This is a genomic window from Caproiciproducens lactatisolvens, assembly GCF_052443335.1.
Classification (GTDB): Bacteria; Bacillota; Clostridia; order Oscillospirales; family Acutalibacteraceae; genus Caproiciproducens.
The window spans coordinates 588,958-613,462 of sequence record NZ_CP195750.1 but is presented as its reverse complement, the minus strand read 5'-3'; the positions used below and the strand labels follow the sequence as shown (position 1 = coordinate 613,462).

Genomic DNA, 24,505 nt, shown 5'->3' with positions numbered 1-24,505 from the left:
TATTATCCCTCTCCCTACCAAAGATAATTTTCGTAAACCCCGTTTGCTTTGCAATACTTTGATAAGGCATCCTTTGCATCCAACAAGCTGTGAAACAAACCGCTGTCTATCTCGCCCTCACTCGACAAGCATGCAATCGTGTCTTTTATCGCGTTCTCGCATGCTTTTGTCTGTGCCTTGATTTTTTCCTGATTTTTACCGTTTACCATAATCAATTTCTCCTTTTCAATATCTGTCTTCGACTTCATAAAACGTATGGAATTGTGGTTGCCAATGAAATTGAAATTTACCCGGCCTTCCGTGTCTGTTTTTCAGCAAGTGGATTGTTGTATCAGCCCACGCCTCACCAGACAGCTGATTGTTTTCAAGATCATCCGACTGTACGAACATGACATAATCAGAATCCTGTTCAATGTCGCCCGACTCCCGAATGTCGGCAAGGTTTGGAATTTTCTCTTTTCGGTTCTCGATTTGCCGGTTCATCTGCGAAAGCTCAACAATAGCTATATTCTTTTCAAGTGCAAGCTTTTTGATTTCGTTGCTAACCATCCCGAGAGAGCGATAGGAGTCTTTTATGTTCGGCCTCTCCAATAACCCAATGTGGTCGATAAAGATAATGTCTGGCTTGAACAGGTCAACATAATGCCTGATCTGCTTCACTGATAATTTCGCTTCATCTACAAAATTGAAAATTCCTTCTTTTTCAAAGGAGTCCAGGACTATTTCAATTGTTTCCGATTCTTCCTGAGTAAGATTCTTGTCTCGGATTTTTGTTCCGTCAATATGTGCAAGCTGCGAGGAAATCCTTTGCATCAATTGGAGAGTAGGCATTTCCATTGAGAAGTATTGAACCTTTTTCCCTCTTTTCGCTATATTCACCGCAAGGTTTAAGGCGAAATCTGTTTTCCCATGTCCTGCTCTGGCACACAAGGCGCATACGGACTTTTTCAGAAATCCTCCCATTGCGTTATCAAGGCGTGAGTATCCGGTTCTAATTGTAATGTCCTCTTGATTTGTGTGCAACCAATCCATGAATTGCTGTGCCGCTTCTCGGAAGTTGATTCCGTTGTCCTCTTCACATTTAAAAATCGCGTCTTGCTGCTTGACAATCTCTTTGAGTCTGTCCACCGTTTCACCAGCGGATTTATATTTGTTTTCCGTCATCGTCTCGGCGAGGGCGGTTTCAAGCGTCGATCTTCGCCAATCGTCAATAACGATTTTCATGTATTCATTCAAGTGGCTCCACGTCGGGACAGACTGCGCAAGCCTGACAAGCGTTGTTTTGTACTCCGGGAGTTTCGCTATCAGCGTTACGTTATCCACCTTATCCCCGTTCCAAAATAGATCTGTGGCAGTTTCAAATATCTTTCGGAGGATTGGCTTTAAGAACATTTCAGGCGCGAGTTTGTCAATCGCTTCTTTTGCGCATCCTTCATCAAGCATCATGCACCCGATTACTGACATTTCAGCTTCAACACTCATAAATCCCTCCAAGAACCTTCACCAGCTTTGATCTTTTTAATACCTTCTTCTCGCCGCTTTTGAGCGTCAAGGATTTCTTGTGGTATTGGTTTCTCAACAGGCTCTGGCGGTTTCTCCATACCCTTTAGCTTTTCCCAACAGATTCCCTTCCAGTTATTTGCCATGCATTCCCCGATCAGGGAAATAACATCTTCCTCTGTGTATTTCTCGAGCTTATTGGAAGCCTCTGTCATGAAGCTTTTAAGTCCAGTAGGCTTATAGCACTCTCTCCGTTCGGATTTGTATGTAAGCCATTCGGTTAATTTTTCTTGAATCGGTTCCGAAAACTCATGACCACAAAATTTGTCCGTGGCGGCTTCTTTTTTATTTACTTCATTCTTACTTATATCATTCTTGCTTACTTTATTATTTAATAGTGTGTGGTTTTCCGAAATTGGGTTTTCCATTATTGGATTCTCCGTTATTGGATTTTCCGAAAACGGTTTTTCTTCTGCCATCTTGCATAACGGTGATGTTTCTCTGACAACATATTCATATCCAGCGAACTTTCCGTGTTCAGCCTTCAACTGTTTACGCTCAATATACCCAAATTTAATGAGCGATTGAATCCCTGTTCTAACGGCGGTTAATCCATCATGAGAGTGCGCAGTTATTTCTTCCTCATAAAATTTCCATCCGTCCGGTTTGCTCAGGAAATAAAGGAGAATTCCTTTTTCTTTGTAGCCTAAATTTGTGTCATTGATAAACCCTTTGTCAACTTGTACGAATGGGTTTTCTTTTCTTTCTACTCTGTAAATCACTTTTGACACCCGTATATCTTTCTGCAAAGTCTGTCAGTCAGCTTTGCAAAAGCCCGTAACTCGAACAAAAATAAAGAGGGCGCAGGCCGCTTTACGGGAAGCAGCTTTTCTCAGATCACGATAGCGCCCTTATGATCAGATATAATTTTACTCCCCAAAACAAGAAATGCAATACGTGTTTTCACTATATATTGTGAAATACGCACAGATTATTTTCCAAAATATAAGGCTACTGGGACAAAAAAGACGAGTTTTTACTCTCGTTTTTTTCTTTACAATTTAGCAATTTGTGGTAATATATGGGTGGAGGGGATTGAAATGAAATGCTCAAAATGCGGAAAAGAATTTGAAGGAAACTTCTGCCCAAATTGTGGTGAACCGGCAAACTCTGTAGAAAATCCATCAACCGAACATGAAAACTGGAATAATTGGAAACCGATACCATCACAGCCGCAACGGTTTCCAGCATATAAAAATCCTTCCATATGGAACAATAGTCGCAGAAAAAAGTTTTCCCCGAGTCAAGTCATAGGCGTTGTTTTCGGTTCCATATTCTTACTTTTTGCACTAATTGTAGTTATTGCAATCATGACACCGAGCGGAAATGATAATGCGGTTGCGGCAGGAACAAATTCTGTAGAACAAAAGGAAAATTCTGAATCGCTTAAGGAAGAGGCAATTACCGTAGACTATAAGGCGCTATACAAAGATTATGAGGATAACGCGATTAACGCAGATAAAAAATACAGAGACAAAAAATTAATATTGACTGGCACAATCGCAAACATAGACCGAGATATAGCGCAAAACCCTTATGTTACATTTAACATAGACGAATATGGAGCAAAAAGCATTAAAATGTCTTTTGGCAACGACGATACGGTTGCTGCTCTGAAAAAGGGGCAAAAAGTCACGGTCGTAGGAACATGCGGCGGAACATTTGCAAGCACAATTATTACGTTAAATGGATGCTCTCTTATGAAATAAATGAAAAAATTTTTATGACGTGTTATTATGAGATTTGGGGTATTTATGGAAAAGAAGAAAATCACAAGAAAGCAAAGCGTGATATTCTTGTTAATTGTTTTCGTGGCGGCGATAGTGATATCAGCAATAATATTTAGTGGTAACCCTACAAGTCCAGCAAATACAACACCATCTTCAACAGCCGCGACTATTACTAAAGCTGAATTCGATAAAATAGAAAACGGCATGACTTACGATCAAGTCAATGAAATAATCGGCGGGGATGGAGAATTACAAGCGGAATCGGGAGAAAAAGGGTCTGACATATACACGGTTTCTTATAAATGGGATGGAGAATCTCTAACTGGTTCAGCCGCAAATTTGACATTTCAAGGGGCAACCCCTAAATTACAATCGAAAGTTCAAGTTGGGTTGAAATAATTTTGGAGGAAATATCATGGGAGCTTATGGAACTCCGGAGCATCTACCAAATCAAGATGATTTTCAAAATAACCTATACGGTGGTTATGGGCAATACCCATGCCAGCCGGTAAAAAAGCATCACAAAAAAGCATGGATAATCATTATCTCCGTTATTGTCGTGACATTAGTTGCGACGGAGCGATACGGCGCTTATCTCAACAGTCGCGGATACAATCCTGATATCAATGCTTTTGCCGTGATATCAAGCCAACCACCGAAAGAAAATTCGTCTATACTATCAGGTGAAACCATTCCAGCTTCATTTATTTCAAAAGCAACTTACGATAAACTGAAAACCGGAATGACATACGAGGATGTTGTAAATCTATTCGGGTTGTCTGGAAAACAAATTTATGAATCAGGAGAGCGAGGCTCGGAAAATTTTGTAACTTCTTATCTGTGGAAAAACGAAAACGGCCCGCAACAAATTCAGATAAACTTTGTTGATAACAAATTATACGATAAGACAGAATACTATCTTGAATAGCAGAGCAGGCGGTTAACTTTCCGCCTGCTCTTTTTATGCCTTGACGGGGCTGTAGCGCCTTCCGATTCCTGCGCTCCCCCTATTTGCCGATTCTGCAATTGTACGGTCGTTGGTCTTTAAAACAACCTTCATCCCACTTATGGCTTGTTCGAGGCTGTCAAGCCGGTCTATAATTCGTTCGGTATCAATTCCGTTTCCGCTAACAATACCGCCATTTTCTCGGATGCCTCTGCCTATGCCGGAAAAAACTTGCGAGTTCAGCGGAAGAATGGCTTCATCGTCAGCGCCCTCGCCAACTTCTACGATATGTGAACTGGTAAACAGTCCGCCGCTTGCCATCTTCGGAACGGAGATATTGCTTTTTGCGTCCTCGTTCGCCTGATGGATTGACCATGCGATAGCGGCTGTACCGGCGACGATTGCGGCGGCAGCGATACCTAATGACCATGCTGATTGCAATGCGCCAACGGCGGCGGCAGCAGCGGCAGCGGCTATAGCAATTGCCCCCAACACTCCAACCACTTTTTCGATGCCATTCATCTTAGGCCAGTTTGTCGCAAGTAGCAAAACCGCGCCAGCTAAAAGGCCAAATCCAACGTTGGCCAGCGTGGCAGCAGCCCCGGCTATGGTGATCTTAGCTCCAAGTGTAGCAAGCTCCGTACCCAGAGTTTGTATAAATCCGATTAAAGCTTTCGTTGTGTTATAAACCCACAGACCAGCAAGGAAACCCAAAATCAGAGTTACCATGTTTTGAACTGTTGACTGGTTTGCACTCGCCCAGGCAGAGAACGCTTTAAGACCACTAGTCAAATCGTTTATTACCGCAACCACAACTCCGCCCGTCCATTCTGCAAGCGGCTTTAAGAATGTATCGAAAAGCCAAGTCCCTAACGGCTGCAAGTCAACAATTACGACATGAAGTGCATCCAGAGCGGCAGATACTAAGTCCAATGCCGCAGGAATCAAGTCGTTTGCGGCCCACTCTACCATCGGAGAAATAGCGTTCTCATAAAACCACAACAGCCCTCCCCCGACGTCCTCTGTCAGCGGAACCAAAGATTTCCACAAAGTGTCAATTGCTCCGTTCAACGTGGGCCAATCGATCTTATTAACGAGAGCAGAAGTTATGTCAAAGAACCTCGGCAATCCGGTTCCCAAAGTCCAAATCCCGACAGGCTTCAAGAAATCGTTATAGAAATCCGTAAGTCCCTGTGCGGCAAAAGTCTTTAGCGGCTCCAAGGATTGTGTAAGCCTATTGAATGCCTCAACTGTAGGTTGCGCATAAGACGACCATTCTCCAAACAGGCTTTTTATCTTATCCCCGAAACTGATTATCCCATCAGGAACCTTGACGGTTTCAAACATGTCTGTTGGGTCTGGCATCCCGTTATTAGAGGATGAAGTTGGCTTAGACAATGCAGTTATTTCGTCGAAACCCAAGATACTTCTTTGTGCTTCTTTTGCGGCCTGTCCTGCCTTGTCGATCGAAGCAGCATAATCAACCGTTGCTTTTTTTGCTACGGTAACAGATGTTGCTCCGCCGAAAATTCGAGCGTTTAGCATACCGAGCATGTTGAATAGATTTGCAAGTGTATCTATGAATTGCGTAATGGCGGGAGTTATCGCTTGAATCAATGGCGCAAACGCGGAAGCAACGCTGTTTTTGAAATACAGTCCGCTTGTGCTGAGAGCAGACATAGTAGCATTCGCCTTTGTACTTGCTTGTGCAATGTTGTTAAGGCCGTCTACAATGCCCTGAGTTACCATGCTGAAAATACGGAACGCAATAATTCGGATAAACATCTTTTCCATCATTTGTAGAGTCTTTTGAACTCCGGACGTTGATTTTTTAGTAGCTTTTTCTGCCCTATTCCCGAAATTCAAAAACCCGAATGATGCTTTAGAAGCACTATCGCTAATTCCCAGCATTTGCGCTTTTAGCTTATCCGACTTTGCTACCAGCCTATCGATTGCTCCGTCTGCCGACAGCATTCGCTTTTCAAGGCTCAAGAACTTGCTGCTGCCCTCGTCAACGCTCTTTGTTGCGGCTCCTAACTGAGTATAGAGCGCTCTTTGATTGTCGAGCTGCGCACCGACACGAGTCAATTCAGCGGACAGCGCTTCAAACCTTGCTTGTGCTTCTGCCGACATTTTGGAGATGGACGGGGTAAGGCTGTCTATGTATGCGTTTACCTTATCTAACGCGCTTGTCGCCTGAGAAGTATCGAAATGAATCGAGGCGGTTTTAGCAGCCTTGTCAACAAAATCAGAAGCCATTGCCGAAGAACCGCGCGGAGGGGTTGAAGTGAAAACGTCTGTTGCAGTAGGTTCCGAGAACCGATTAACCGCGCTCGGCTCATTAGTAAAACCTTTATCTCTGTATTTGCTCAGAAAAGCGTTTGTTTCTGCGTCCTGAGTTGTGGCTTCTTTTAGCTTTCTCTGCGCTTCTGCTAATTTTGCAGACGCAACCGCAGATTTATTCATGGATACGGTTGCCCGGTCAAGACGTGCCTGATACATAGCCATGCGGGATTCTGCGTCTTTTACAGACAATGTGCTTTTGCTTGTGGCGTCAGTTATCGACTTAAGCCCCGTAATGGCTTTAGAGCTGGACGCAATGGAATTCATCTTTTCTGTGAATGCCGTCAAGGAAGGAGCGAGTTTTTCAAACGTTTCCTGTAGTGAGGTCAACTTTGTAATAACCCGGTCAAGCGCGGATTCAGCACTTTGGGCTGAGCCTTTTACCTCTATCATTAAATCGTCTGCCATGTGTTTTATATCACCTACCTAAAAAAAGAGGGCTGCAACCAATACGGTCACGGCCCTCTATGGGACTCTCTTGTGACTATCTTTTTTCTCCGATTATCACTTTTGGAAGTCCGCTTTTGCCGGAAAGCATATCGTCAATCTGTTTCGATCTTGCACGAATAGCATCTTCCGTACTCTGAACAATAGATTTTGGAGATTCAGCTTCTTGCTCCTGAAATATCGGCAACGGCTTTTCGGGATATCTTTTGCCTTTTGGAAACATCGAGTCTATAGCAAGCATTAGATATTGTCCTTGAATCCATGCGGACGCGTTTGTCTGTATACGCCATAACTTTAGTTCTTCTTCTTTTCGTTGCCTGTAAGACCGCACACGAAGCCAAAACAGATTTGGGCTTTCATACCAGAACTCATGCGGAGAACAGCCGACCGTTATAGCATCGGGGAGCAACTCTTTTTCAAAGAATTCGGTGTATGTGTGCCAACTCCGCTTTAGACCGTTTCCGTTTCCTTCGGGGTTACTCTCAGGGTTTTCCCCGCGGGCTTCTTCCCCGCCTGCATAAAAACCTCGGTAAACGGGTCAATAAGCGTCGAATAGACTTCTCCCAAACCGTATTCGTCAATTGCCTTATCACAAATCTTCTGAGCAAGGTTCGGATTGATGGTCGGGTTGTGGGTAATCAAGCCAAGATAAAATAAGACATCGGTGGAAGTCTGAATTTTCTCGCGGGCGTTATTGATGGAACCGCCCATTGCCTCAAACTTTCTTACGCTGTCGCGGGTAAACTCAATTTCGTACTGGTTTTCTCCGACCTGAATATTAAAAGATGACATAAATATCCTCCATATTATTTAATTTATAGCCGCCCACGGAAACGCAGGCGGCTTAAGATTTTCTTGATTACGGGGTTGTGACCATAATGGATGCAGTATCGGCTACGTGGGACTTAGTGGATACGTTAATAGCGAGTCCGCACTTACCGCCAGAACCAGCCGAATAACCTTTAATCCACGCATCGCCGGTTCCTGTAAAGCATTCGCCGGAACCGTCCTGATAAACGATCAGGTATTCTTTCGGCTCCGTAAGACTCACATAGGCTTTTACCGCCGCGAAATTGGCTTCGGTGTGGTTGAATTCAAATTCAAACGAAGGTGTATCGGGCCGGTCGGAAACGTACTGCTTGTACTGACTGTCCAACTCGGTTACTTCAATCTGCGACGGAGCGCCGCCGGTGTCGGGTGTACTGGTAACGGACACCAGCTTTTCAAACTTATCCTCTGCATTCTTTTTGCAAAGCAGAATACCTATATCGGTCATTGCAACAACAGTCTCAGGCATATGTAATACCTCCTGAAAAGTCCAGGCGCTTAATTCAGCGCACTCGTTTATTAGCTATAAATCAGCCGCTGCTCCTCGTCGAAACTGCAACTGTAAATCATCGTGTAACGGTAAATGGTAGTGTCTGCGGCGTTCGTAACGGGTTTTGCAGAAATACGCTTTAGGTGAAGCTGGTTTTCCATAACATCAGCAATAACCGCCGCGATCTGCTTTGAAACGGTTTCCCGTGTCCCTCCGGTCATGTAGATATCGATCTGCCACGACATACGGGATTTGCGTTCGGTATATGCTCAGTGCATATCTTGTAGCGATTGTGACCGTCAATCAAAACTCCGTCCCAAATCACAAGAGCGTCCCGGCAACCGTCTGACACGATATTTGCTTCTAATTGCGTGTATTCCTCCTGTGACAGCGGAGGGATAAGGGATTGAAATTCCTTATCAACTTTGATTTCCGGCAAAAAGATCATTCCTTTCTTGAAAAAGCTTCTTTTCAGATGTAGAATTATAGGGAAAGGTGGTGGTACATATGGGAAATGCAAAATTAATTACGTATGACTTAGTAAAGCCCGAAACAGATTATGCAGATTTAATTGATGCCATCAAAAAGTATCCAGGCTGGTGCAACATGCAAAAATCCGTGTGGATTGTTTCGTCCTCTGATAGTTGTGCAACAATAAGGGATCATTTAAAGCGATACACGGACTCTGACGATCGTTTATTAGTTGTAGCACTTACAGGAGAATCGGCTTGGACAAGCTCAATATGTGATAGCGATTCAGCAAAACGGGTAATTACTTCTTAATCACAAGAATTGTTGCGGGGCCGGCTCCATTTGCTCCAGACGTCTCACAGTCGACGGAATATTTTTGGCCCGGCTTCACATCAATTCTCAAAACGCCATCCTTTTGAACTGAGTCCTCGGTAGTGCAATTCATTTACTTTTGCCTCCTTCTTTTAGCAACCGCTTATGTATCCTTTGTTTTTGAAAGCCTCACAATCCAAAGCGCTATACTGTCAATCGGGATTGTGAATGTGTGTCCGTCGCAATATCCCGGGAACTCCCTTCTGCGAATTTTCTCAGCAACATACATTGGGTTTTTCCCTAAATATTTTCCGAATTCCTTTGCGTTCAGAGAATCTTTCCCAAACCGTTCGCGGAGTTGGTTTCCCAAGTCTTTTACTAAGTCCTTGTCTTCAAGGGTCAATTTTTTCCCTCCTCGCTTTCTAAATTTGGTGTTTTCTTAAAAAAGTATAAATTTCCACCTTCTTTTTAAAGAAATCTCTTGACAACGGTTGGAAAATATTCTATTATACATACATAGCGTAATGCTCAAGGACAATTAAGAGGTAGGATTCTTAATCGTCTCATGTAGAACAATGGAATATTTTCATATTTTGTTTGCCTTAACTATATGATATACGACTACAGTCGATTTGTCAATAGCAAAATTGATTATATTCCGAAATATTTTTAAGTATTGGAGTGTAATCTATGACTTTAGTCCAGAAGATTAAAATGCTCTGCGATTTAGAGGGTACGACCTTTGCTGCTTTGGAGCGGGAATTAGATTTTGGGAGCGGTTCAATACGGAAATGGGACAACGCTGTTCCTTCCGGGGACAGGCTGGCGAAAGTGGCCAAACGCTTCAGAGTTAGCACGGATTATCTTTTAGGACTTGAAGATGACAATAGCAATGTGTCTGATGGAGCCTTTTTTCGCTTAAAAAAAGGTTTGGAACCCCTTGGACTGAGTGAAGAAGATGCCGACTATCTTATCAATGCATATAAACTACACAAGGAATTTAATAAAAAAGGGGATAAGTGATCTTGGAAAATTGCAAGCAGGAGTTGTATAGGTTTGTCGATTGGATGCATGACCCTCTTAATCTCGAAATCAATTGTTTTCCGGTGGATACCCTTTCTGTCTGTAAATCCCTTCCTAAAACAAAAATGCTGTATCATGAATTCGATACTGCTGGATTATGTGCTTCCTCGATTTTGGGTGACGAATTGGATTTGATTATCCTAAATTCAACCCGTTCCCAATTAGAGCAAAATTTTGACTGTGGACATGAAATCGTCCACAAATATAAGCACAGAGGAATTGGACAAGACGTGTTTTCTTGTGTTGCTGTGAAGAATAATTACAACGAGAGTTCGGGATTCTTCGAGTGGGAAGCCAACGAAGGTTCTGCCGAGTTATTGGTTCCTTATTATTCCATTCTTCCAGAAATCAAAAAAGCTTATCCTTTTCTGAATAAATCGAAAGACTTCATTCAATTCAAAAGGGATATGTCGGACAAGTATGGTGTCACCCCGTCTGTTATCGAAATTCGATTCGAAAGCTTGAAATATGAAATTCAGCAACATATCGAAGGAATCCCCATTAAGAACATAAAATTGCTAACTAAAAAACAGCAGCACAACCAACATATCTATTTAGAATCTCTGAATGATAAACAGTATAAAAAGATGATGGCTGAGCGTCATCAGTTCCCGCTTTATATGTCTAATATTGATGTCATAAAATAAACCGCTCTCCGATCTTCAACATGGAAAGCGGTAAAAAAATAATTTACAAACAAACATTTGTTTGGATAAGGAGGGTAAACTTTGGCAAAGAGAAAGAAAAAAACGACACATTCCAGTGGAATGTATCGCAAAAGAATCACTATTGGTCATGATGAAAACGGCAAGCCGATTATTAAAGCTGTATACGCAAACAGTATTGAGGAAATGGAAAACAAGATTGCACAACTCCGCATAGACAGAAATATGGGCGTAGTCGTAACGAATGACAAAAGCACTTGGGAGTATTGGGCGAATGCATGGTCTAAACTGTCCTATCCGAAAATGGGAAAGACTACAAAGGATATGTATCGCGCTGCCATATCCCATTTATCTTCGCTGAACGGAAGAAAGATTAGCCAGCTATCCCCTATTGATTTGCAAGAAGTTACCTCAAAAATGTATATCGACGGTTATTCAAAGCGCACAATCAAGTCTGTTATATCTGCGGCTCGTCAAGTAAGCAAGCTTGCAAAGAAAAATCATGCTTGCGCTCAACTAATTTCAGAAGACGTGAGTCCCGAAAAAAGCGCTCCGGTTAAAGATATTACATCCATTACGCCAGCCGAAGAAGAATTGATTTGGAACGTCAAGCCGCTTTCAGAAGACAATAAAATGGATAAGGCAAGAGCCAAACGGCTTCCATTAATAAGAATGTTTGCTCTCATGCAATTATCGTGCGGATTGCGGAGAGAAGAAGCGGCTGCTTTAGAATGGAGGGGCAATATCGATTTTGAGAGCCAAAATGTAATTATCGATCACGCCTATTCGTTTGCGGAGAACGATACCAAAGAGCCTAAATCAAAATCCGGGTTTCGCAAGATACCGATTCCCAAAAGATATCTTGATGAATTAAAAAAATGGAAGGAAATAAACGGCAATACTTTTCTTGGTTCCAAATATGTGTTCCCCGGTAATAACGGCATAATGACCTCTGGACAGTTCCGCCGTTTGTGGGATATTTTAATTGATGCGATTAATGGAGTCACCGTTAGTCAACGAATTTCAGCAAAACGGAAGAAAAAGGGAATCAAGAGAGAAATCATTTTAGCGCATGATTTCAATTCTCACCAGTTACGCCATACTTATTCCACCAACTGTATTGCAGCAGGAATAGATATTAGAACTGTTCAATATCTCATGGGACACGCAACAGCCAAAATGACATTAGACTATGCCGACCTCTCCCCGTCTGCTCTGGAAGAAACAAGAAAGATTTTAAATCGGAGCAGTTTGGAATCCAGCAATGAAACAACGGCCTGAATTCATGTCCATTTTTTGTCCACTGTCCTTTCAGTGTCCACGGCTGAATTTGATTGAAATCTATTATCCTATATTTAATTAGATTGTATTCTAATGTTGAAACATGCATAAAAGCGAAGAAAACCCGCATGGTGTCTGATTTTCTCAGTAACCATGCGGGTTTATTTTTGGTGAACCATCGGGGATTCGAACCCCGGACACCTTGATTAAAAGTCAAGTGCTCTACCGACTGAGCTAATGATTCATAAACAGCTTATATATTATATCAGCTTTGGAAGCTAATGTCAATAACAAATGCCTGTCCGCGTACAACGCCCGCAGACAGGCCCTATTGGCTGGGCTGGCAGGATTTGAACCTACGGAATGACGGAGTCAAAGTCCGTTGCCTTACCCCTTGGCTACAGCCCAATATGAAGCGCGGAACAACTCAGCTATGCCCCGCGCCAATTTTTAAATGGGGTGGAAGATGGGATTCGAACCCACGGTCTCCAGTGCCACAAACTGGCGCTTTAACCAGCTAAGCTACATCCACCATATATGGCGCGCCAAAAGGGACTCGAACCCCTGACCTACTGCTTAGAAGGCAGTTGCTCTATCCAGCTGAGCTATTGGCGCTTATACCCATGGAGCGAGTGATGGGAATCGAACCCACACGACCAGCTTGGAAGGCTGGAGTTCTACCACTGAACTACACTCGCATTTTAGCGACGGCTATTATTGTAGCATAGTTCAGTGGCAAATGTCAACACGTTATTGACCGTTCCTCCAAATTTTTAATATTTATTTCAAAACATTCAGGATAATCCCATCTTTTTCGTCCGCCGTTACGGCAATGCCGGTGATCGTATCGCCATAATTCTCCACGATCAGCGAAGCAATCTTATCCTCCACCTGACGGCGGATCAGATTTCTCAGGTCTCTTGCGCCGCTCTTGCCGCCAAAGGCGTGCTGCGCAAGATAATGGGTGGCCTTATCGTCATAAACCAGCCGGATACCGCGCTCCTTCAGGGAATCGACATACTCGTTCAGCATCAGGTGAGAAATGGCCTCAAAATCGTCCACACTGAGCGAACGGAACACGATGATCTCATCCACCCTGCTCAAAAATTCCGGGCGCAGAAAGTCCGAGAGGGCCTTCATCGCCTTTTCCCGGGTGACGTCGGAGGCACTCTTTGCAAATCCCAGCGCACCTTCCTTCTTTTCGCTGCCCGCGTTGGAAGTCATGACGAGGACGGTATTTTCGAAGTTGACGGTGCGGCCGTGCGCGTCGGTAATGCGGCCTTCGTCCAGAATCTGCAGAAGGATGTTCATCACGTCGGGATGCGCCTTTTCAATTTCATCAAACAGCAGAACCGAGTACGGACGGCGGCGGACCTTCTCCGTGACCTGACCGGCCTCGTCGTAGCCGACGTAACCCGGCGGAGAGCCGATAATGCGGGACACCGAATGCTTCTCCATAAATTCGGACATATCGAGCCGTATCAGCGTCTCCGGCGTGTCAAACAGCTCCTTTGACAGCACCTTGACCAGCTCGGTCTTTCCCACGCCGGTGGGACCCACAAAGATAAAAGACGCAGGCCTGCGGCGGGGGCTGATCTGCACCCTGCTGCGGCGGATCGCCGCCGAAACAGCTTTTACCGCTTCCTGCTGCCCGATAACCTTCGAATTTAAAATGCCCTCGATATCCGCCAGCTTTTTCAGCTCGTTTTCCTGAATCCTGCTCGCTGGGATACCGGTCCAGAGCTCGATCACGCGCGCGATGTCTTTTTCCTCTACCTCGGCTCCCAGCGCCAGGGGGGCCAGCTGCCTCGTTTTGTCTTCCAGCCTGGAAATCTCGGTGCGCACCTCAGCCAGCTTTTCATAATCCGGCTGAACGTCGTCCGCCGTAAGCTCTTCCTCACGCTCCTTTAGCTTTTCCAGCTCAAAGTTGGCTGAATCATAATCCGCCATGGGAATATTTCTCAGCGCGGCACAGGCGCATGCCTCGTCCATAAGATCGATCGCCTTATCCGGCAGAAAACGGTCGTTGATATACCGTTCGGAAAGGACCGCGGCCTTGCGTACAATCTGCTCCGGCACCCGGACCCGATGATACGTCTCATAATAGGATTTGATGCCCATCAGCACGTCTACGGTCTCCTCTACGGAAGGTTCCGCTATGGTAACGGGCTGGAAACGCCTTTCCAGGGCGGCGTCCTTTTCAATGTACTTGCGGTATTCCACAAACGTCGTCGCGCCGATTACCTGTATTTCGCCTCTTGAGAGCGCCGGCTTCAGGATATTGGCGGCGTTCATGGAACCCTCCGCGTCGCCTGTGCCGACAAGGTTGTGCACCTCGTCGATAAACAGTATGATATTCCCTTCCGCCTTCACCTCGTCCACAAGGCCCTTGATGCGGCTTTCAAACTGGCCGCGGAACTGGGTCCCGGCAACTAAAGCCGTTAAATCCAGCAGATGAATTTCTTTTCTCATCAGCCTTGCGGGGACGGTCCCCTTCGCGATACGCAGGGCAAGCCCCTCCGCCACGGCGGTTTTTCCGACGCCCGGTTCCCCGATCAGGCAGGGATTGTTCTTCGTGCGGCGGCTCAGGATCTGGATCACACGGGAAATTTCCTTGTCGCGGCCGACGATGTTGTCGATCTCACCCGCCTGTGCCTTTGCGGTCAGATTGGTGCAATAGGCGTCCAGATGCTTGCGTTTGGTCTTTCTTTTTTCCCGTCTGTCCTTTTTAACCGGTTCGTTATTCTGAATCTTTTCCGGGGTGCTTTCACTGCCGGAGAAAATATTCTGAAGAAAAGGAAAAGTCGCGGCCCCGCCCGGCACAAAACCGTCGTCACCGCTGTCCTCCTCTTCCGTGCCATCCGCATTGGCGGCCATCAATTCATTCAGTTCCGACTCCATTGCCTCCATCTGTTCCTCGGTGATCCCCATTTTCTCCATCAGATCATTGACCGGCTTTATGCCGAGCTCCTTTGCACAGACAAGGCAGAGGCCCTGGCTTTCTTTGGAATTTACCGTCGGCGAGATAAACACAACCGCCGGTCTTTTATGGCATCTCGAACACATCATAGGCATCCATCACTTCTTCTCTTTCAAAAATAAATATATACCATCATCAGGTTGTTTTCGAAATCATTTTCTGGTTGATTTCTTATCCATCAGCTCATCCAGGTTCATGGTATCCTTCGGATCGTTGGAGTGCAGGATGGAAAGATATATTTTAAAATATTGGACAAAAGCATAGATCATAAACGCGGCGGTAATGGAAAGCAGAATAATCGTCACGGTCAGATCCTGAATTTTCCAGATTCCCCTCATCACCACAATCACGGCAAAGGAGACATAAAACAGGGTGGTCGCAACCTTACCGTACCATTTGGAACCGCCGGGCCTTTTGTTCTTCTTAATTAAGAAACAGGCGGCAATCACCATGACGGCTTCCTTCAGAACGAAGATTCCCAGAAGCGGAATCAGAACCGGCTCTTCAATGGCGAGGCAAATCGCGACCGCGCCCTGCGTCATCTTGTCGGACAGAGGGTCAAGCATCTGCCCCAGCTCCGTGGACTGGTTGAATTTGCGCGCGATGATTCCGTCGAACATGTCGGTAAGACCGGAAACAATCAGCACCACCGCCGCCTGCAGCAGTTCATTGTGCATAAAATAATAAACGAACGGAGCGATCAAAATGATGCGCAAAACCGACAGCCCGTTTGGTATATTAATATTCTTATTCCTATTTTTCATTCATAGTTACCTCGTTCTAAATTTCCGCCTGGTACAGTAAATATACCGGATTATGAATATATACATACTTGTAAATATTGGACTGTGTGATTTCCTTCTCGTTAATCTGCGGGAATTTTGCCGTAAGGAACGGAAGGGAAAGCTGCAGAACGGCACAGAGAACCACCACGGCCACCGCGCCCTTGACCAGCCCGAATACGCCGCCAAGCAGGGAGTTGACCCCGTGCAGGAGCGGCAGGCTGAAAACGGCGTCCAGCGCGCGGGAAACCATTTGAACCAAAAGCTGAAGAATCACAAAAAGTACCAGGATCGACAGGACCTTAACGGCCGCGCGGCCAAACACCGTCACCGGGCTCAGCTTGGCAAGAGAAAGGCAGATTGCGCCCGTCAGGTAATTGGACAGCACAATCGCGGCGGCAATGGCAAAAACGGAACCAACCAATCCCACCAGCGACCGGACAAACCCTATTTTAAAGCCTGAAATCACAAAACACAAGGCTATTACGCAAAAAGTCACATCCAATATTGTGCCCAATTTCTGCCTCCCTGACCCATATGGTTTTTCATATGAAATTTAATATAACACAAAATGCCGTCAACTACAAGGGGACTCATTTGCTGTTAGCCAGACGAATCTCCGAAACACCCAGAATATAGGCGGAGGTCTCGTCATGAAGGGCAATCGCCCTGGCGTCGCTCCCCGCGTCGCAGGTTCCGGTCAGAGTACCCGCCGCCGCGGAATAAAAGCGTACCTGCCCCTGTGAAAGGACGGCCATTGCATCCGCGTAAAGCGAAAGGGATTCGACCGGCTGCGCAAGCGGAACGGAGGCCGCGGCGCTGCCGGTGTCGTCCAGCACAACCAGCTTGCCGTTTCCGGCGCTTCCGTAAGGCGTCAGCCCCAAAGCGGTCTTTCCGCTATCCATACTATATGCTGACAGATGCAGTCCCTGATAATCATAATTTGTTTTTGTTTTTCCGCCGGCGCCGATCACCGCGGTCAGACGGTCCCCGACCGCCGTCACCGTGCCGTTGCCGCTGTAGGAAATATCCAGCATCATATTTTCGGCATAAACCGCGGCCGGCTCCACCGGCTTGCTGTTGCTGAAATCGAGCAGGTATACGGCGGAGGTCATCGCCCCGTCCTTCGCGCTCACCGCGGCGACGGCCGCTTTTGTGCCGTCCGCGCTCAGCGCGACGGCGGTGGGATAGTAATCGGAAAACCAGTAGTGGAACAGGACCTTGCCGTCGGCGGCGTAGGCCGTAAGGCACCCTAAGTAGCCGTCCGCCTGCGTAATCAGCGCGTAACGGCCGTTTACCGCCAGCGCCCCGGCGAGGATGTTCTGCTGCCCGTCCTCTTTCACGAGCGTTTTGCTCTGGCTCTCCACCCGATAGCCCTTTCCCCCGAGGTTATAGATCAGAATCCGGCTGCCGCCGACCTTCATAACAGGCCGGGGAAAGCTGTGCTGACGGCTGACGACGGCCTTTGCCGTGGAGTTCAGCACCGTCAGCGCGGTATCGCTGACGACGACCGCCTCTTTATTCATCGACTGGAAGTTGCCCTTTGAAACGGAATTTCCCACAATTCTGGAGGGGAAGCCGTCGCCGATTCCCATGCCGACCACGCTGTTCTGCACCCATTCCAGCACGTTTGACGGGGTCAGATTATAGCGGTTGAACCAGATCAGCATGGAAAACACGCAAAGAATCAGGATCAGAATAATTTTATACACCCAGCGCGGGACGCGGCTTTCCCGCCGTTCACGGCGCTTTTTCCTGCGCTTTTCCATCCTTTGCTGGTATTTGGCTGTGTCTATTTCGGTTGTGTCGAACCGCTGCCCCCTGTCGCTCATGTTATTTCACATCCTCATAAAAAACACGGTTTAAAAACAGTCCGTAAGGCGGCGCGGTGGGCCCGGCCGCGTTGCGGTTTTTCTCTTCAAGGATCCGTTCCACATCCCGCGGCTCCAGCTTGCCCTGCGCCACACGCAGAAGCGTACCGACCATAATCCGTACCATATTATATAAAAAACCGTCCGCCGCCACGGTAAAGGTGACGAGGTCGCCCTCTCTTTTCACCTCCGCTTTGGTGACGGTACGCGTCATATTGCCCCGTTCGCGCGCATCCATTGTGCAGAACGACGTGAAGTCATGCGTTCCCACAAAAAAAGCGGCGGCTTCGTTCAGGCGCTTTTCATCCAAGCTGTACCAGTAGTGCAGCGCGCGGCGGTTCAGAAAGGGGTTCCGGACCGGATGGTTCCAGATCTGATAGATATATTCCTTGCCCTTGCAGGAATAGCGCGCATGAAAATCCGGGGATGCCTCCCGGCAGCCCAGCACCGCCATGTCCTCCGGCAGAAAATGGTTCAGCGCGCCGACCAGACGCTCGCAGGGAATGGCATGCTCCGTCTTCAGGCTGACGCAGTATTGACGGGCGTGTACAAACGAATCGGTGCGGCTGCAGCCCTTGATGTCCGGCCTTTCCCCAATCACCCGGAAAAGCGCTTCCTGAAAAACCTGCTGTACGGAAACGGCGTTCTTCTGGATCTGCCAGCCGTGGTAATGAGAACCGTCGTAACAAATGGTCAGCAGAAGATTTCTCATCGTGCCGCTCCTTTCTCCATGCCGTCGTTTTCTTTCTCAGTGCAGGGACGCCGGAAAATAGATTCCGCAGAAAATCACCGCCGCGCAGACGACGAGCGTCAGCGCGGCCGCGACCGCGTCCAGTCCGGACACATGCAGCACCTTCATTTTCGTGCGGCCTTCCCCGCCGTGGTAGCAGCGGCACTCCATCGCCATGGCCAGGTCGTAGGCCCGCCGGAAGGAGGAGACAAACAGCGGAATCAGCACGGGAATCAGCGACCGGATTCTCTGCATCAGGCCGCCGCTTTCCATATCGGCACCGCGCGCCTTCTGCGCGCTCATGATTTTATCGGTCTCTTCCAGAAGCGTCGGCACAAACCGGAGCGCGATCGTCATCATCATGGCGATCTCATGCACCTTGACGTGGAACAGCTTCAAAGGCTTCATAATCCGCTCCAGCGCGTCGGTCAGCTCCGTGGGGGACGTGGTGAAGGTCAGAACGGAGCTGAAAAGAATCAGGCTGACAATGCGGATGGTAATAAAGACGGCATTGGATACGCCGCCGGAAGTAATCTGAACAAAGCCCCAGCTCCACAGGACCCGGCCGCCGCCGTAAAACAGGTTCAGCACGGAAGTGAAGATCACCACAAACAAAATGGCCTTCAGGCTTTTAAAATACTGTTTCAGCGGAACGCCCGACAGGAGCAGCACCCCCAGAATCAGCGCCGACATGGTGAGCAGGCCCTCAAAATTGGAGGCTACGAAAATAAAAACGATATAGACGAAGGTAATGACGATCTTCACGCGCGGGTCAAGGCGGTGAATAAAGGACTTTCCGGGAAAATACTGCCCGAGCGTAATATCTCTAACCATGCTTCCTGCTCCCCCTTTCCAAGAGCGGCATCAGCTGCCGCAGCGCCTGTTCAATCGTCAGGACGGTGGTAACAGGATAGCCCTTTGCTTTTAAAACAGCCATGATTTTCGTGATCTGCGGCACGCGCAGACCCATTGTTTCCAGCTCCGCGTCGTGCGCGAACACGTTCTCCGTTTTATCGAACATGGCGACCTTGCCGGAATTCATCACCAGAACACGGTCCGCAGTGCGGGCGATGTCCTCCATGCTGTGGGAAACCAGCAGGATCGTGTTGTGCCTGACCTCGTGGTAGCTGACGATCTGGCTTAAAAGCACGTCGCGCCCGCGGGGATCAAGCCCCGCCGTGGGCTCGTCCAGAATCAGCACCTCCGGGTCCATGGCAATGACGCCCGCGATGGCGGCGCGCCGTTTTTCCCCGCCCGAAAGCTCAAACGGGCTTTTTTCAAGCAGTTCCCCGCTCAGGCCCACAAAATCCGCGGCCCAGCGCGCGCGCTTGAGGATTTCATCCTTATCGAGCCCCATGTTGCCCGGGCCGAACGCAATATCCTTTAAGACGGTTTCCTCAAAAAGCTGATGCTCCGGATACTGAAAGACCATGCCGACCTGAAAGCGCACGGAACGGATTTTTTTCGGCTCCGCCCAGATGTCCTTCCCGTTGAGCAGCACGGTGCCGGAGGTGGGGCGCAGCAGGCCGTTGAGCTGCTGGATAAAGGTGGACTTCCCGGAGCCGGTGTGCCCGATGACCCCGATAAATTCGCCGGGCTCGATGGAGATGTTCGCGTCGTCCACCGCCGTCTTGCGAAACGGGGTTCCCTCCCCGTAGGTATAGGTCAGATTCTTTGTCTCAATGATCGGCATACGTTTCTCCTAAAGATGCTTTATTTAAAAGCGGCTCAAGCGCCGCGACACATTCCTCAATGGTCAGCGCGCAGTCCGGCAGGTCAAACCCGCCCGCTTTCAGACGATAAATCAGTTCGGTGGCCTGCGGCACGTCCAGCTGATGCTTCTTGAGCAGCTCCACCTGGGAAAAAACCTGCTGCGGAGTCCCTTCGGTCAGAATGTTGCCGCTGTCCATGACGATCACACGGTCGGCCTGTACGGCCTCGTCCATATAATGCGTAATCAGGACGATGGTGATCCCTTTTTCCTCATTCAGCTTATGGATGGTATTGAGAACCTCGGTACGCCCGCGGGGGTCGAGCATCGCGGTGGGCTCGTCCAGCACGATGCAGTCCGGCTGCATGGCGATGATGCCCGCAATGGCGATGCGCTGCTTCTGCCCGCCGGAAAGCTTGTACGGCGCGTTCAGCCGGTAATCGTACATTTCCACCGCCTTCAGCGCGTCGTCCACCCGTTTGCGGATTTCAGCGGGCGGCACGCCCAGGTTTTCCGGGCCGAACGCCACGTCCTCCTCAACAATACTCGCGACAAGCTGGTTGTCCGGGTTTTGCAGCACCAGGCCGACGCGGCGGCGGATTTCATAGAGCACGCTCTCGTCCATCGTATCCATACTGTCCACATACACCTTGCCGCCGCTGGGCAGCAGCATGGCGTTGAAGGTTTTGGCGATCGTGGATTTTCCGGAACCGTTATGGCCCAGAAGGGCTACAAATTCGCCTTTGCGGATACCGAGCGACACGCCCTTCAGAACCTCGTGCTGTTCTTCGATTTCCGGCTCGTCATAGCTGAAGGAGATGTCGTCCGCTTTGATATAATCCATTTTTGTACCTACCTGTTTATCGTTCATTTACTTTCCCATATCGCGGTGCTGCCGCAGGGCAGCACCAGCCCGCTCCCGGTCACCGGCAGTCCGATTTCGTCGGAAGAAACGCGGCCGCCGAATTTTTTCTGAATCAGCACGCCCAGAAGATATTCCATTACCGCCGGGGACAGCCCCGTCGTATAGGAGTTCAGGATAAAGAACAGCGGATGCTCCGAAAGAATCGGCACGCACATTTCCACCAGCGGATAAAGCTGTTCCTCCAGCTTCCACACCTCGCCGCCCGGACCGCGCCCGTAGGATGGGGGGTCCATAATAATGCCGTCGTAGGCGTTGCCCCGGCGCTGTTCCCGCTGCACAAATTTCACGCAGTCGTCCACCAGCCAGCGGACCGGTCTGGATTCCAGGCCGGACGCGGCGGCGTTTTCCTTCGCCCAGGCGACCATGCCCTTCGACGCGTCCACATGGCAGACCTGCGCGCCCGCTTTCAGGCAGGCCAGCGTCGCCGCGCCGGTATAGCCGAACAGGTTCAGCACCTTCAGCGGCCGGCCCGCCTCCGTGATTTTTTCCATTGCGAAGTCCCAGTTCACGGCCTGTTCCGGAAAAATGCCCGTGTGCTTGAAGCCCATGGTTTTCAGCTGAAAGGTCAGTTCCCCATAGTTGATTTTCCACATGGGCGGCACTTTTTTCAGCTCCTGCCAGTTTCCGCCTCCGGCGGAGGAACGCAGATAGCGCGCGTGGGCCGATTTCCACAAAGGATGCTTCTTCGGCGTATTCCAGATGATCTGCGGGTCTGGCCGGATGAGGACGATATCGCCCCAGCGCTCCAGCCTTTCCCCCGCGGACGTATCCAGCAGTTCGTAATCCTTCCAGTTTGCAGTTCTCAATTTATTCCCTACTCTATATCTTCTTACAGCATTCCCCGTCCGGTCACTCCGTTTAGCGCCCGGAGGAAACTGCTGAAATGAATTCCTTTATTTGATGTGAAGCCGGTTGATCCGGCTCTTACGCCAGCCTGTCGCGCACGGTATCGGCCACGGAGTTGGCCAGCACGCTGATATATTCGGGGTCCTCTCCCTCGATCATAACGCGGAGCAGCGGCTCCGTGCCGGAAGGCCGGACAATGATGCGCCCGCTGCCGCCCAGCTTCTGCTTCGCCTTTTCGACGGCGTCCTTTACCTTGTCGTCGGTGTAGAAACGCAGCTTGCCTTCCACGCTGACCTCCACATTGACGATGATCTGCGGATAGCGCGTCATCAGGGTGGCAAGGCTGGAAAGCTTCGCCCCTCTGCGGTGGACAATGCTCAGCAGCTGCGCGGCCGTCATTTCTCCGTCGCCGGTGGTGGCAAAGTCGAGGAAAATAATGTGCCCGCTCTGCTCGCCGCCGAAGTTATAGCCCTCCAGCAGCATTTCTTCCAGCACATAGCGGTCGCCGACTTTGGTGGCGGCGAACTTGATGCCGTTGTCGTCACAGAAACGGTTAAAGCCCATGTTGGTCATAATGGTTCCGACCACGGTGTTTTTGCCGAGCTTTCCGCGGCTCTTCAGATCCGCGGCGCAGATCGCCATCAGGAAATCGCCGTCCACCAGCTGTCCCTTGTCGTCAACCGCAAGGCAGCGGTCCGCGTCGCCGTCAAAGGCAACGCCGGCGTCAAGACGGTTTTCCTTGACGAAGGACATCAGGCTCTCCATATGGGTGGAGCCGCAGTTCTCATTGACATTGACCCCGTTCGGACGGTCCGCCAGCATGTGGCATTCCGCGCCCAGCTCGGTAAACAGTCTTTCCGCCGTGCGGCTTGCCGCTCCGTTCGCGCAGTCGATGCCGATGCGCATACCGTCGAGCGAAAAGGGAACCGTACTCTTGATATGGTCAATGTAGTCGCGCGCCGCGTTTTCCGCGCGGGAAACGCTCCCCACATTTCCGCCGACCGGGCAGTCCGGCTTCTGCGCGTGGTCGAGCACGATCGCCTCGATCTGCTCCTCCAGCGCGTCCGGCAGCTTGTAGCCGTCGCCGCTGAAAATTTTGATTCCGTTGAATTCACAGGGGTTGTGGCTGGCGGTCAGCATCACGCCCGCGTCCGCCTTGTATTTTCCGACCAGAAACGCGACCGCCGGGGTCGGAATGACGCCGAGCTGCACCACGTTGGCCCCGACGGAGCAAAGGCCCGCCGTCAGAGCGCTTTCCAGCATATCGGAGGAAAGGCGGGTGTCCTTTCCGATCAGGATTTTCGGATGCCTGTGGTTGCCGTCCGTCAGCACCATAGCCGCGGCGCGGCCGATATTCATAGCCATTTCACAGGTCAGCTCGCTGTTCGCGATTCCTCTGACACCGTCCGTACCAAAAAGTCTTCCCATGATAAGCAACTCCTAATATGTTTTATTGTTGATTTCAGAACAGTTTCTGCTGACTGTCTTCCTGCCCCGGCGGGGTCAGGCCAAGGTGCAGGTATGCCGCGTGAGTGGCGCAGCGCCCGCGGGGGGTGCGGCTTAAAAAGCCGATCTGCATCAGATAGGGTTCGTAGATATCCTCAATGGTCACGGCTTCCTCGCCGATAGCGGCGGCAAGCGTTTCCAGCCCGACCGGCCCGCCGTTGTAAAAGCGGATCAGCGTGCTCAGCATCCGCCGGTCGTTCGCGTCCAGCCCGATTTCGTCGATTTCCAGCCGGTCAAGGCCGACCTTCGCCGAATGGTAGGTGATGACGCCGTCGCTGATGATCTGCGCGAAATCGCGCACACGCTTTAAAAGGCGGTTGGCGATTCGCGGCGTGCCGCGCGAGCGCGAGGCGATTTCCAGCGCGCCGTCCGCCTCGATCGGGATTTCCAGTATTTTCGCGCTGCGGGTCACAATCCGGGCGAGCTCCTGCGGGGAATACATCTCCAGCCGGAGTACGACGCCGAACCGGTCGCGCAGAGGCGCGGAAAGCTGACCGGCGCGGGTGGTCGCCCCGACCAGCGTGAATTTCGGCAGCGGCAGATGATAGGAGGCCGCCATCTGGCCCTTGCCCGTGATAATATCCAGCGCGTAGTCCTCCATGGCGGGGTACAGGATTTCCTCGACACTGCGGGAAAGGCGGTGCACCTCGTCGATGAACAAAACGTCGCCCGGGTTCAGGTTGGTCAGAAGCGCCGCCAGATCGCCCGGCTTTTCGATCGCGGGGCCGGACGTGATGCGCAGATTGACATTCAGCTCGTTCGCGATGATTCCGGCGAGCGTCGTCTTGCCGAGCCCCGGCGGGCCGTAGAGCAAAACATGGTCCAGCGACTCCTTGCGCTGCTTTGCCGCTTCAATAAAGACGGAAAGATTCTCTTTTACCTTATCCTGTCCAATATATTCCGAAAGCACCTTCGGCCGGAGCGGATTTTCCACTTCGGCATCCTCCGGGGCATACTCCGGCGCCACCATACGGTTTTCAAAATCATAGTCGTTTGTA

Annotated in this window: 27 protein-coding genes and 5 tRNA genes; 7 read left to right on the top strand and 25 right to left on the bottom strand. The window is 49.4% G+C overall.

Translation table 11 applies throughout. The annotated features are described in order from the left end of the window. Window positions 1–14: 14 nt before the first annotated feature. Genes ACRQV7_RS03030 through ACRQV7_RS03020 form a run of 3 tightly spaced genes read right to left on the bottom strand, consistent with a single transcriptional unit; the run spans window position 15 to window position 2,282 of the window. Window positions 15–209 carry a hypothetical protein gene (locus ACRQV7_RS03030; RefSeq protein WP_444659400.1) on the bottom strand — a complete coding sequence of 65 codons (195 nt, stop codon included), beginning with the start codon at window positions 207–209 and terminating at the stop codon, window positions 15–17. Between the two features lie 16 nt (window positions 210–225). Next, window positions 226–1,482 carry a replicative DNA helicase gene (locus tag ACRQV7_RS03025; RefSeq protein ID WP_444659399.1) on the bottom strand — a complete coding sequence of 419 codons (1,257 nt, stop codon included), beginning with the start codon at window positions 1,480–1,482 and terminating at the stop codon, window positions 226–228. Further along, the gene (locus ACRQV7_RS03020; RefSeq protein ID WP_444659398.1) at window positions 1,479–2,282 is read right to left on the bottom strand and encodes a hypothetical protein; all 804 of its coding nucleotides are present in this window, start codon (window positions 2,280–2,282) and stop codon (window positions 1,479–1,481) included. The genes ACRQV7_RS03025 and ACRQV7_RS03020 overlap by 4 nt, the downstream gene beginning before the upstream one ends. Before the next feature lie 318 nt (window positions 2,283–2,600). On the opposite strand from ACRQV7_RS03020, the gene ACRQV7_RS03015 reads away from it, so the two are divergent. From ACRQV7_RS03015 to ACRQV7_RS03005, 3 genes are read left to right on the top strand one after another with little or no spacing between them, the layout of a single operon-like run. After that, window positions 2,601–3,269: an OB-fold protein gene (locus ACRQV7_RS03015; RefSeq protein WP_444659397.1), complete on the top strand. Its 669-nt coding sequence runs from the start codon at window positions 2,601–2,603 to the stop codon at window positions 3,267–3,269. A gap of 45 nt (window positions 3,270–3,314) precedes the next feature. Then, window positions 3,315–3,689 (top strand): hypothetical protein, encoded by a 375-nt coding sequence (locus ACRQV7_RS03010; protein WP_444659396.1) that lies wholly within the window; start codon window positions 3,315–3,317, stop codon window positions 3,687–3,689. A 16-nt stretch (window positions 3,690–3,705) separates the two neighbouring features. Then, window positions 3,706–4,218, top strand: coding sequence for a hypothetical protein (locus ACRQV7_RS03005; protein WP_444659395.1), 513 nt, complete (start codon window positions 3,706–3,708; stop codon window positions 4,216–4,218). A gap of 33 nt (window positions 4,219–4,251) precedes the next feature. Here the strand turns inward: ACRQV7_RS03005 and ACRQV7_RS03000 are convergent, their stop codons facing one another. From ACRQV7_RS03000 to ACRQV7_RS02980, 5 genes are all read right to left on the bottom strand, one after another. Beyond that, window positions 4,252–6,987 carry a hypothetical protein gene (locus ACRQV7_RS03000; protein ID WP_444659394.1) on the bottom strand — a complete coding sequence of 912 codons (2,736 nt, stop codon included), beginning with the start codon at window positions 6,985–6,987 and terminating at the stop codon, window positions 4,252–4,254. 76 nt (window positions 6,988–7,063) lie between these two features. After that, on the bottom strand, window positions 7,064–7,267 hold the full coding sequence (locus tag ACRQV7_RS02995; protein WP_444659393.1) for a hypothetical protein: 204 nt from the start codon (window positions 7,265–7,267) through the stop codon (window positions 7,064–7,066). Window positions 7,268–7,476: 209 nt separating this feature from the next. After that, entirely contained in the window at window positions 7,477–7,818 is a 342-nt protein-coding gene (locus ACRQV7_RS02990; RefSeq protein WP_444659392.1) for a hypothetical protein, read from the bottom strand. A 67-nt stretch (window positions 7,819–7,885) separates the two neighbouring features. Continuing rightward, the gene (locus ACRQV7_RS02985) at window positions 7,886–8,323 is read right to left on the bottom strand and encodes a hypothetical protein (RefSeq protein WP_444659391.1); all 438 of its coding nucleotides are present in this window, start codon (window positions 8,321–8,323) and stop codon (window positions 7,886–7,888) included. Window positions 8,324–8,373: 50 nt separating this feature from the next. Then, on the bottom strand, window positions 8,374–8,589 hold the full coding sequence (locus tag ACRQV7_RS02980; protein WP_444659390.1) for a hypothetical protein: 216 nt from the start codon (window positions 8,587–8,589) through the stop codon (window positions 8,374–8,376). A 262-nt stretch (window positions 8,590–8,851) separates the two neighbouring features. On the opposite strand from ACRQV7_RS02980, the gene ACRQV7_RS02975 reads away from it, so the two are divergent. Continuing rightward, window positions 8,852–9,127, top strand: a complete 276-nt coding sequence (locus ACRQV7_RS02975) for a hypothetical protein (RefSeq protein WP_444659389.1) — start codon at window positions 8,852–8,854, stop codon at window positions 9,125–9,127. A 163-nt stretch (window positions 9,128–9,290) separates the two neighbouring features. Here the strand turns inward: ACRQV7_RS02975 and ACRQV7_RS02970 are convergent, their stop codons facing one another. Further along, the gene (locus ACRQV7_RS02970) at window positions 9,291–9,530 is read right to left on the bottom strand and encodes a hypothetical protein (RefSeq protein ID WP_444659388.1); all 240 of its coding nucleotides are present in this window, start codon (window positions 9,528–9,530) and stop codon (window positions 9,291–9,293) included. A gap of 287 nt (window positions 9,531–9,817) precedes the next feature. On the opposite strand from ACRQV7_RS02970, the gene ACRQV7_RS02965 reads away from it, so the two are divergent. From ACRQV7_RS02965 to ACRQV7_RS02955, 3 genes are all read left to right on the top strand, one after another. Further along, complete coding sequence (locus ACRQV7_RS02965) at window positions 9,818–10,150, top strand: hypothetical protein (RefSeq protein WP_444659387.1); 333 nt, start codon at window positions 9,818–9,820, stop codon at window positions 10,148–10,150. Between the two features lie 2 nt (window positions 10,151–10,152). Then, complete coding sequence (locus tag ACRQV7_RS02960; protein WP_444659386.1) at window positions 10,153–10,857, top strand: ImmA/IrrE family metallo-endopeptidase; 705 nt, start codon at window positions 10,153–10,155, stop codon at window positions 10,855–10,857. A gap of 81 nt (window positions 10,858–10,938) precedes the next feature. After that, window positions 10,939–12,156, top strand: a complete 1,218-nt coding sequence (locus tag ACRQV7_RS02955) for a tyrosine-type recombinase/integrase (RefSeq protein ID WP_444659385.1) — start codon at window positions 10,939–10,941, stop codon at window positions 12,154–12,156. 168 nt (window positions 12,157–12,324) lie between these two features. On the opposite strand, the gene ACRQV7_RS02950 is transcribed toward ACRQV7_RS02955, so the two are convergent. The 16 genes from ACRQV7_RS02950 to ruvB all read right to left on the bottom strand — a co-directional run bounded on the left by ACRQV7_RS02950 (window position 12,325) and on the right by ruvB (window position 24,477). Next, window positions 12,325–12,400 (bottom strand) — tRNA-Lys (locus ACRQV7_RS02950). A gap of 88 nt (window positions 12,401–12,488) precedes the next feature. After that, a tRNA-Gln gene (locus ACRQV7_RS02945) sits at window positions 12,489–12,564 on the bottom strand. A gap of 47 nt (window positions 12,565–12,611) precedes the next feature. Then, window positions 12,612–12,688: transfer RNA gene (locus ACRQV7_RS02940), tRNA-His, on the bottom strand. Window positions 12,689–12,694: 6 nt separating this feature from the next. After that, window positions 12,695–12,771, bottom strand: a tRNA-Arg gene (locus tag ACRQV7_RS02935). Between the two features lie 9 nt (window positions 12,772–12,780). Next, window positions 12,781–12,854: transfer RNA gene (locus tag ACRQV7_RS02930), tRNA-Gly, on the bottom strand. An 82-nt stretch (window positions 12,855–12,936) separates the two neighbouring features. Continuing rightward, complete coding sequence (locus tag ACRQV7_RS02925; protein ID WP_444659384.1) at window positions 12,937–15,225, bottom strand: AAA family ATPase; 2,289 nt, start codon at window positions 15,223–15,225, stop codon at window positions 12,937–12,939. Window positions 15,226–15,288: 63 nt separating this feature from the next. Beyond that, window positions 15,289–15,900 (bottom strand): CDP-alcohol phosphatidyltransferase family protein, encoded by a 612-nt coding sequence (locus ACRQV7_RS02920; RefSeq protein ID WP_444659383.1) that lies wholly within the window; start codon window positions 15,898–15,900, stop codon window positions 15,289–15,291. A 16-nt stretch (window positions 15,901–15,916) separates the two neighbouring features. Continuing rightward, a complete protein-coding gene (locus tag ACRQV7_RS02915) occupies window positions 15,917–16,435 on the bottom strand; it encodes a CvpA family protein (RefSeq protein WP_444659382.1) in 519 nt (172 codons plus the stop codon). A gap of 76 nt (window positions 16,436–16,511) precedes the next feature. Next, on the bottom strand, window positions 16,512–17,750 hold the full coding sequence (locus tag ACRQV7_RS02910) for a DUF5711 family protein (RefSeq protein WP_444659381.1): 1,239 nt from the start codon (window positions 17,748–17,750) through the stop codon (window positions 16,512–16,514). 1 nt (window position 17,751) lies between these two features. After that, window positions 17,752–18,501 carry a tRNA pseudouridine(38-40) synthase TruA gene (gene truA, locus ACRQV7_RS02905; protein WP_444659380.1) on the bottom strand — a complete coding sequence of 250 codons (750 nt, stop codon included), beginning with the start codon at window positions 18,499–18,501 and terminating at the stop codon, window positions 17,752–17,754. 36 nt (window positions 18,502–18,537) lie between these two features. Further along, the gene (locus tag ACRQV7_RS02900; RefSeq protein WP_275716001.1) at window positions 18,538–19,353 is read right to left on the bottom strand and encodes an energy-coupling factor transporter transmembrane component T family protein; all 816 of its coding nucleotides are present in this window, start codon (window positions 19,351–19,353) and stop codon (window positions 18,538–18,540) included. Further along, window positions 19,346–20,212, bottom strand: a complete 867-nt coding sequence (locus tag ACRQV7_RS02895; protein WP_444659379.1) for an energy-coupling factor transporter ATPase — start codon at window positions 20,210–20,212, stop codon at window positions 19,346–19,348. The genes ACRQV7_RS02900 and ACRQV7_RS02895 overlap by 8 nt, the downstream gene beginning before the upstream one ends. Further along, window positions 20,199–21,101 carry an energy-coupling factor transporter ATPase gene (locus tag ACRQV7_RS02890; protein ID WP_444659378.1) on the bottom strand — a complete coding sequence of 301 codons (903 nt, stop codon included), beginning with the start codon at window positions 21,099–21,101 and terminating at the stop codon, window positions 20,199–20,201. Before ACRQV7_RS02890 ends, ACRQV7_RS02895 begins: the two co-directional genes overlap by 14 nt. Then, window positions 21,098–21,961 carry a class I SAM-dependent methyltransferase gene (locus tag ACRQV7_RS02885; RefSeq protein WP_444659377.1) on the bottom strand — a complete coding sequence of 288 codons (864 nt, stop codon included), beginning with the start codon at window positions 21,959–21,961 and terminating at the stop codon, window positions 21,098–21,100. Before ACRQV7_RS02885 ends, ACRQV7_RS02890 begins: the two co-directional genes overlap by 4 nt. Before the next feature lie 118 nt (window positions 21,962–22,079). Continuing rightward, the gene (glmM, locus tag ACRQV7_RS02880; RefSeq protein WP_444659376.1) at window positions 22,080–23,429 is read right to left on the bottom strand and encodes a phosphoglucosamine mutase; all 1,350 of its coding nucleotides are present in this window, start codon (window positions 23,427–23,429) and stop codon (window positions 22,080–22,082) included. 34 nt (window positions 23,430–23,463) lie between these two features. Then, window positions 23,464–24,477: a Holliday junction branch migration DNA helicase RuvB gene (gene ruvB / locus ACRQV7_RS02875; RefSeq protein ID WP_444660201.1), complete on the bottom strand. Its 1,014-nt coding sequence runs from the start codon at window positions 24,475–24,477 to the stop codon at window positions 23,464–23,466. Window positions 24,478–24,505: the final 28 nt, after the last annotated feature.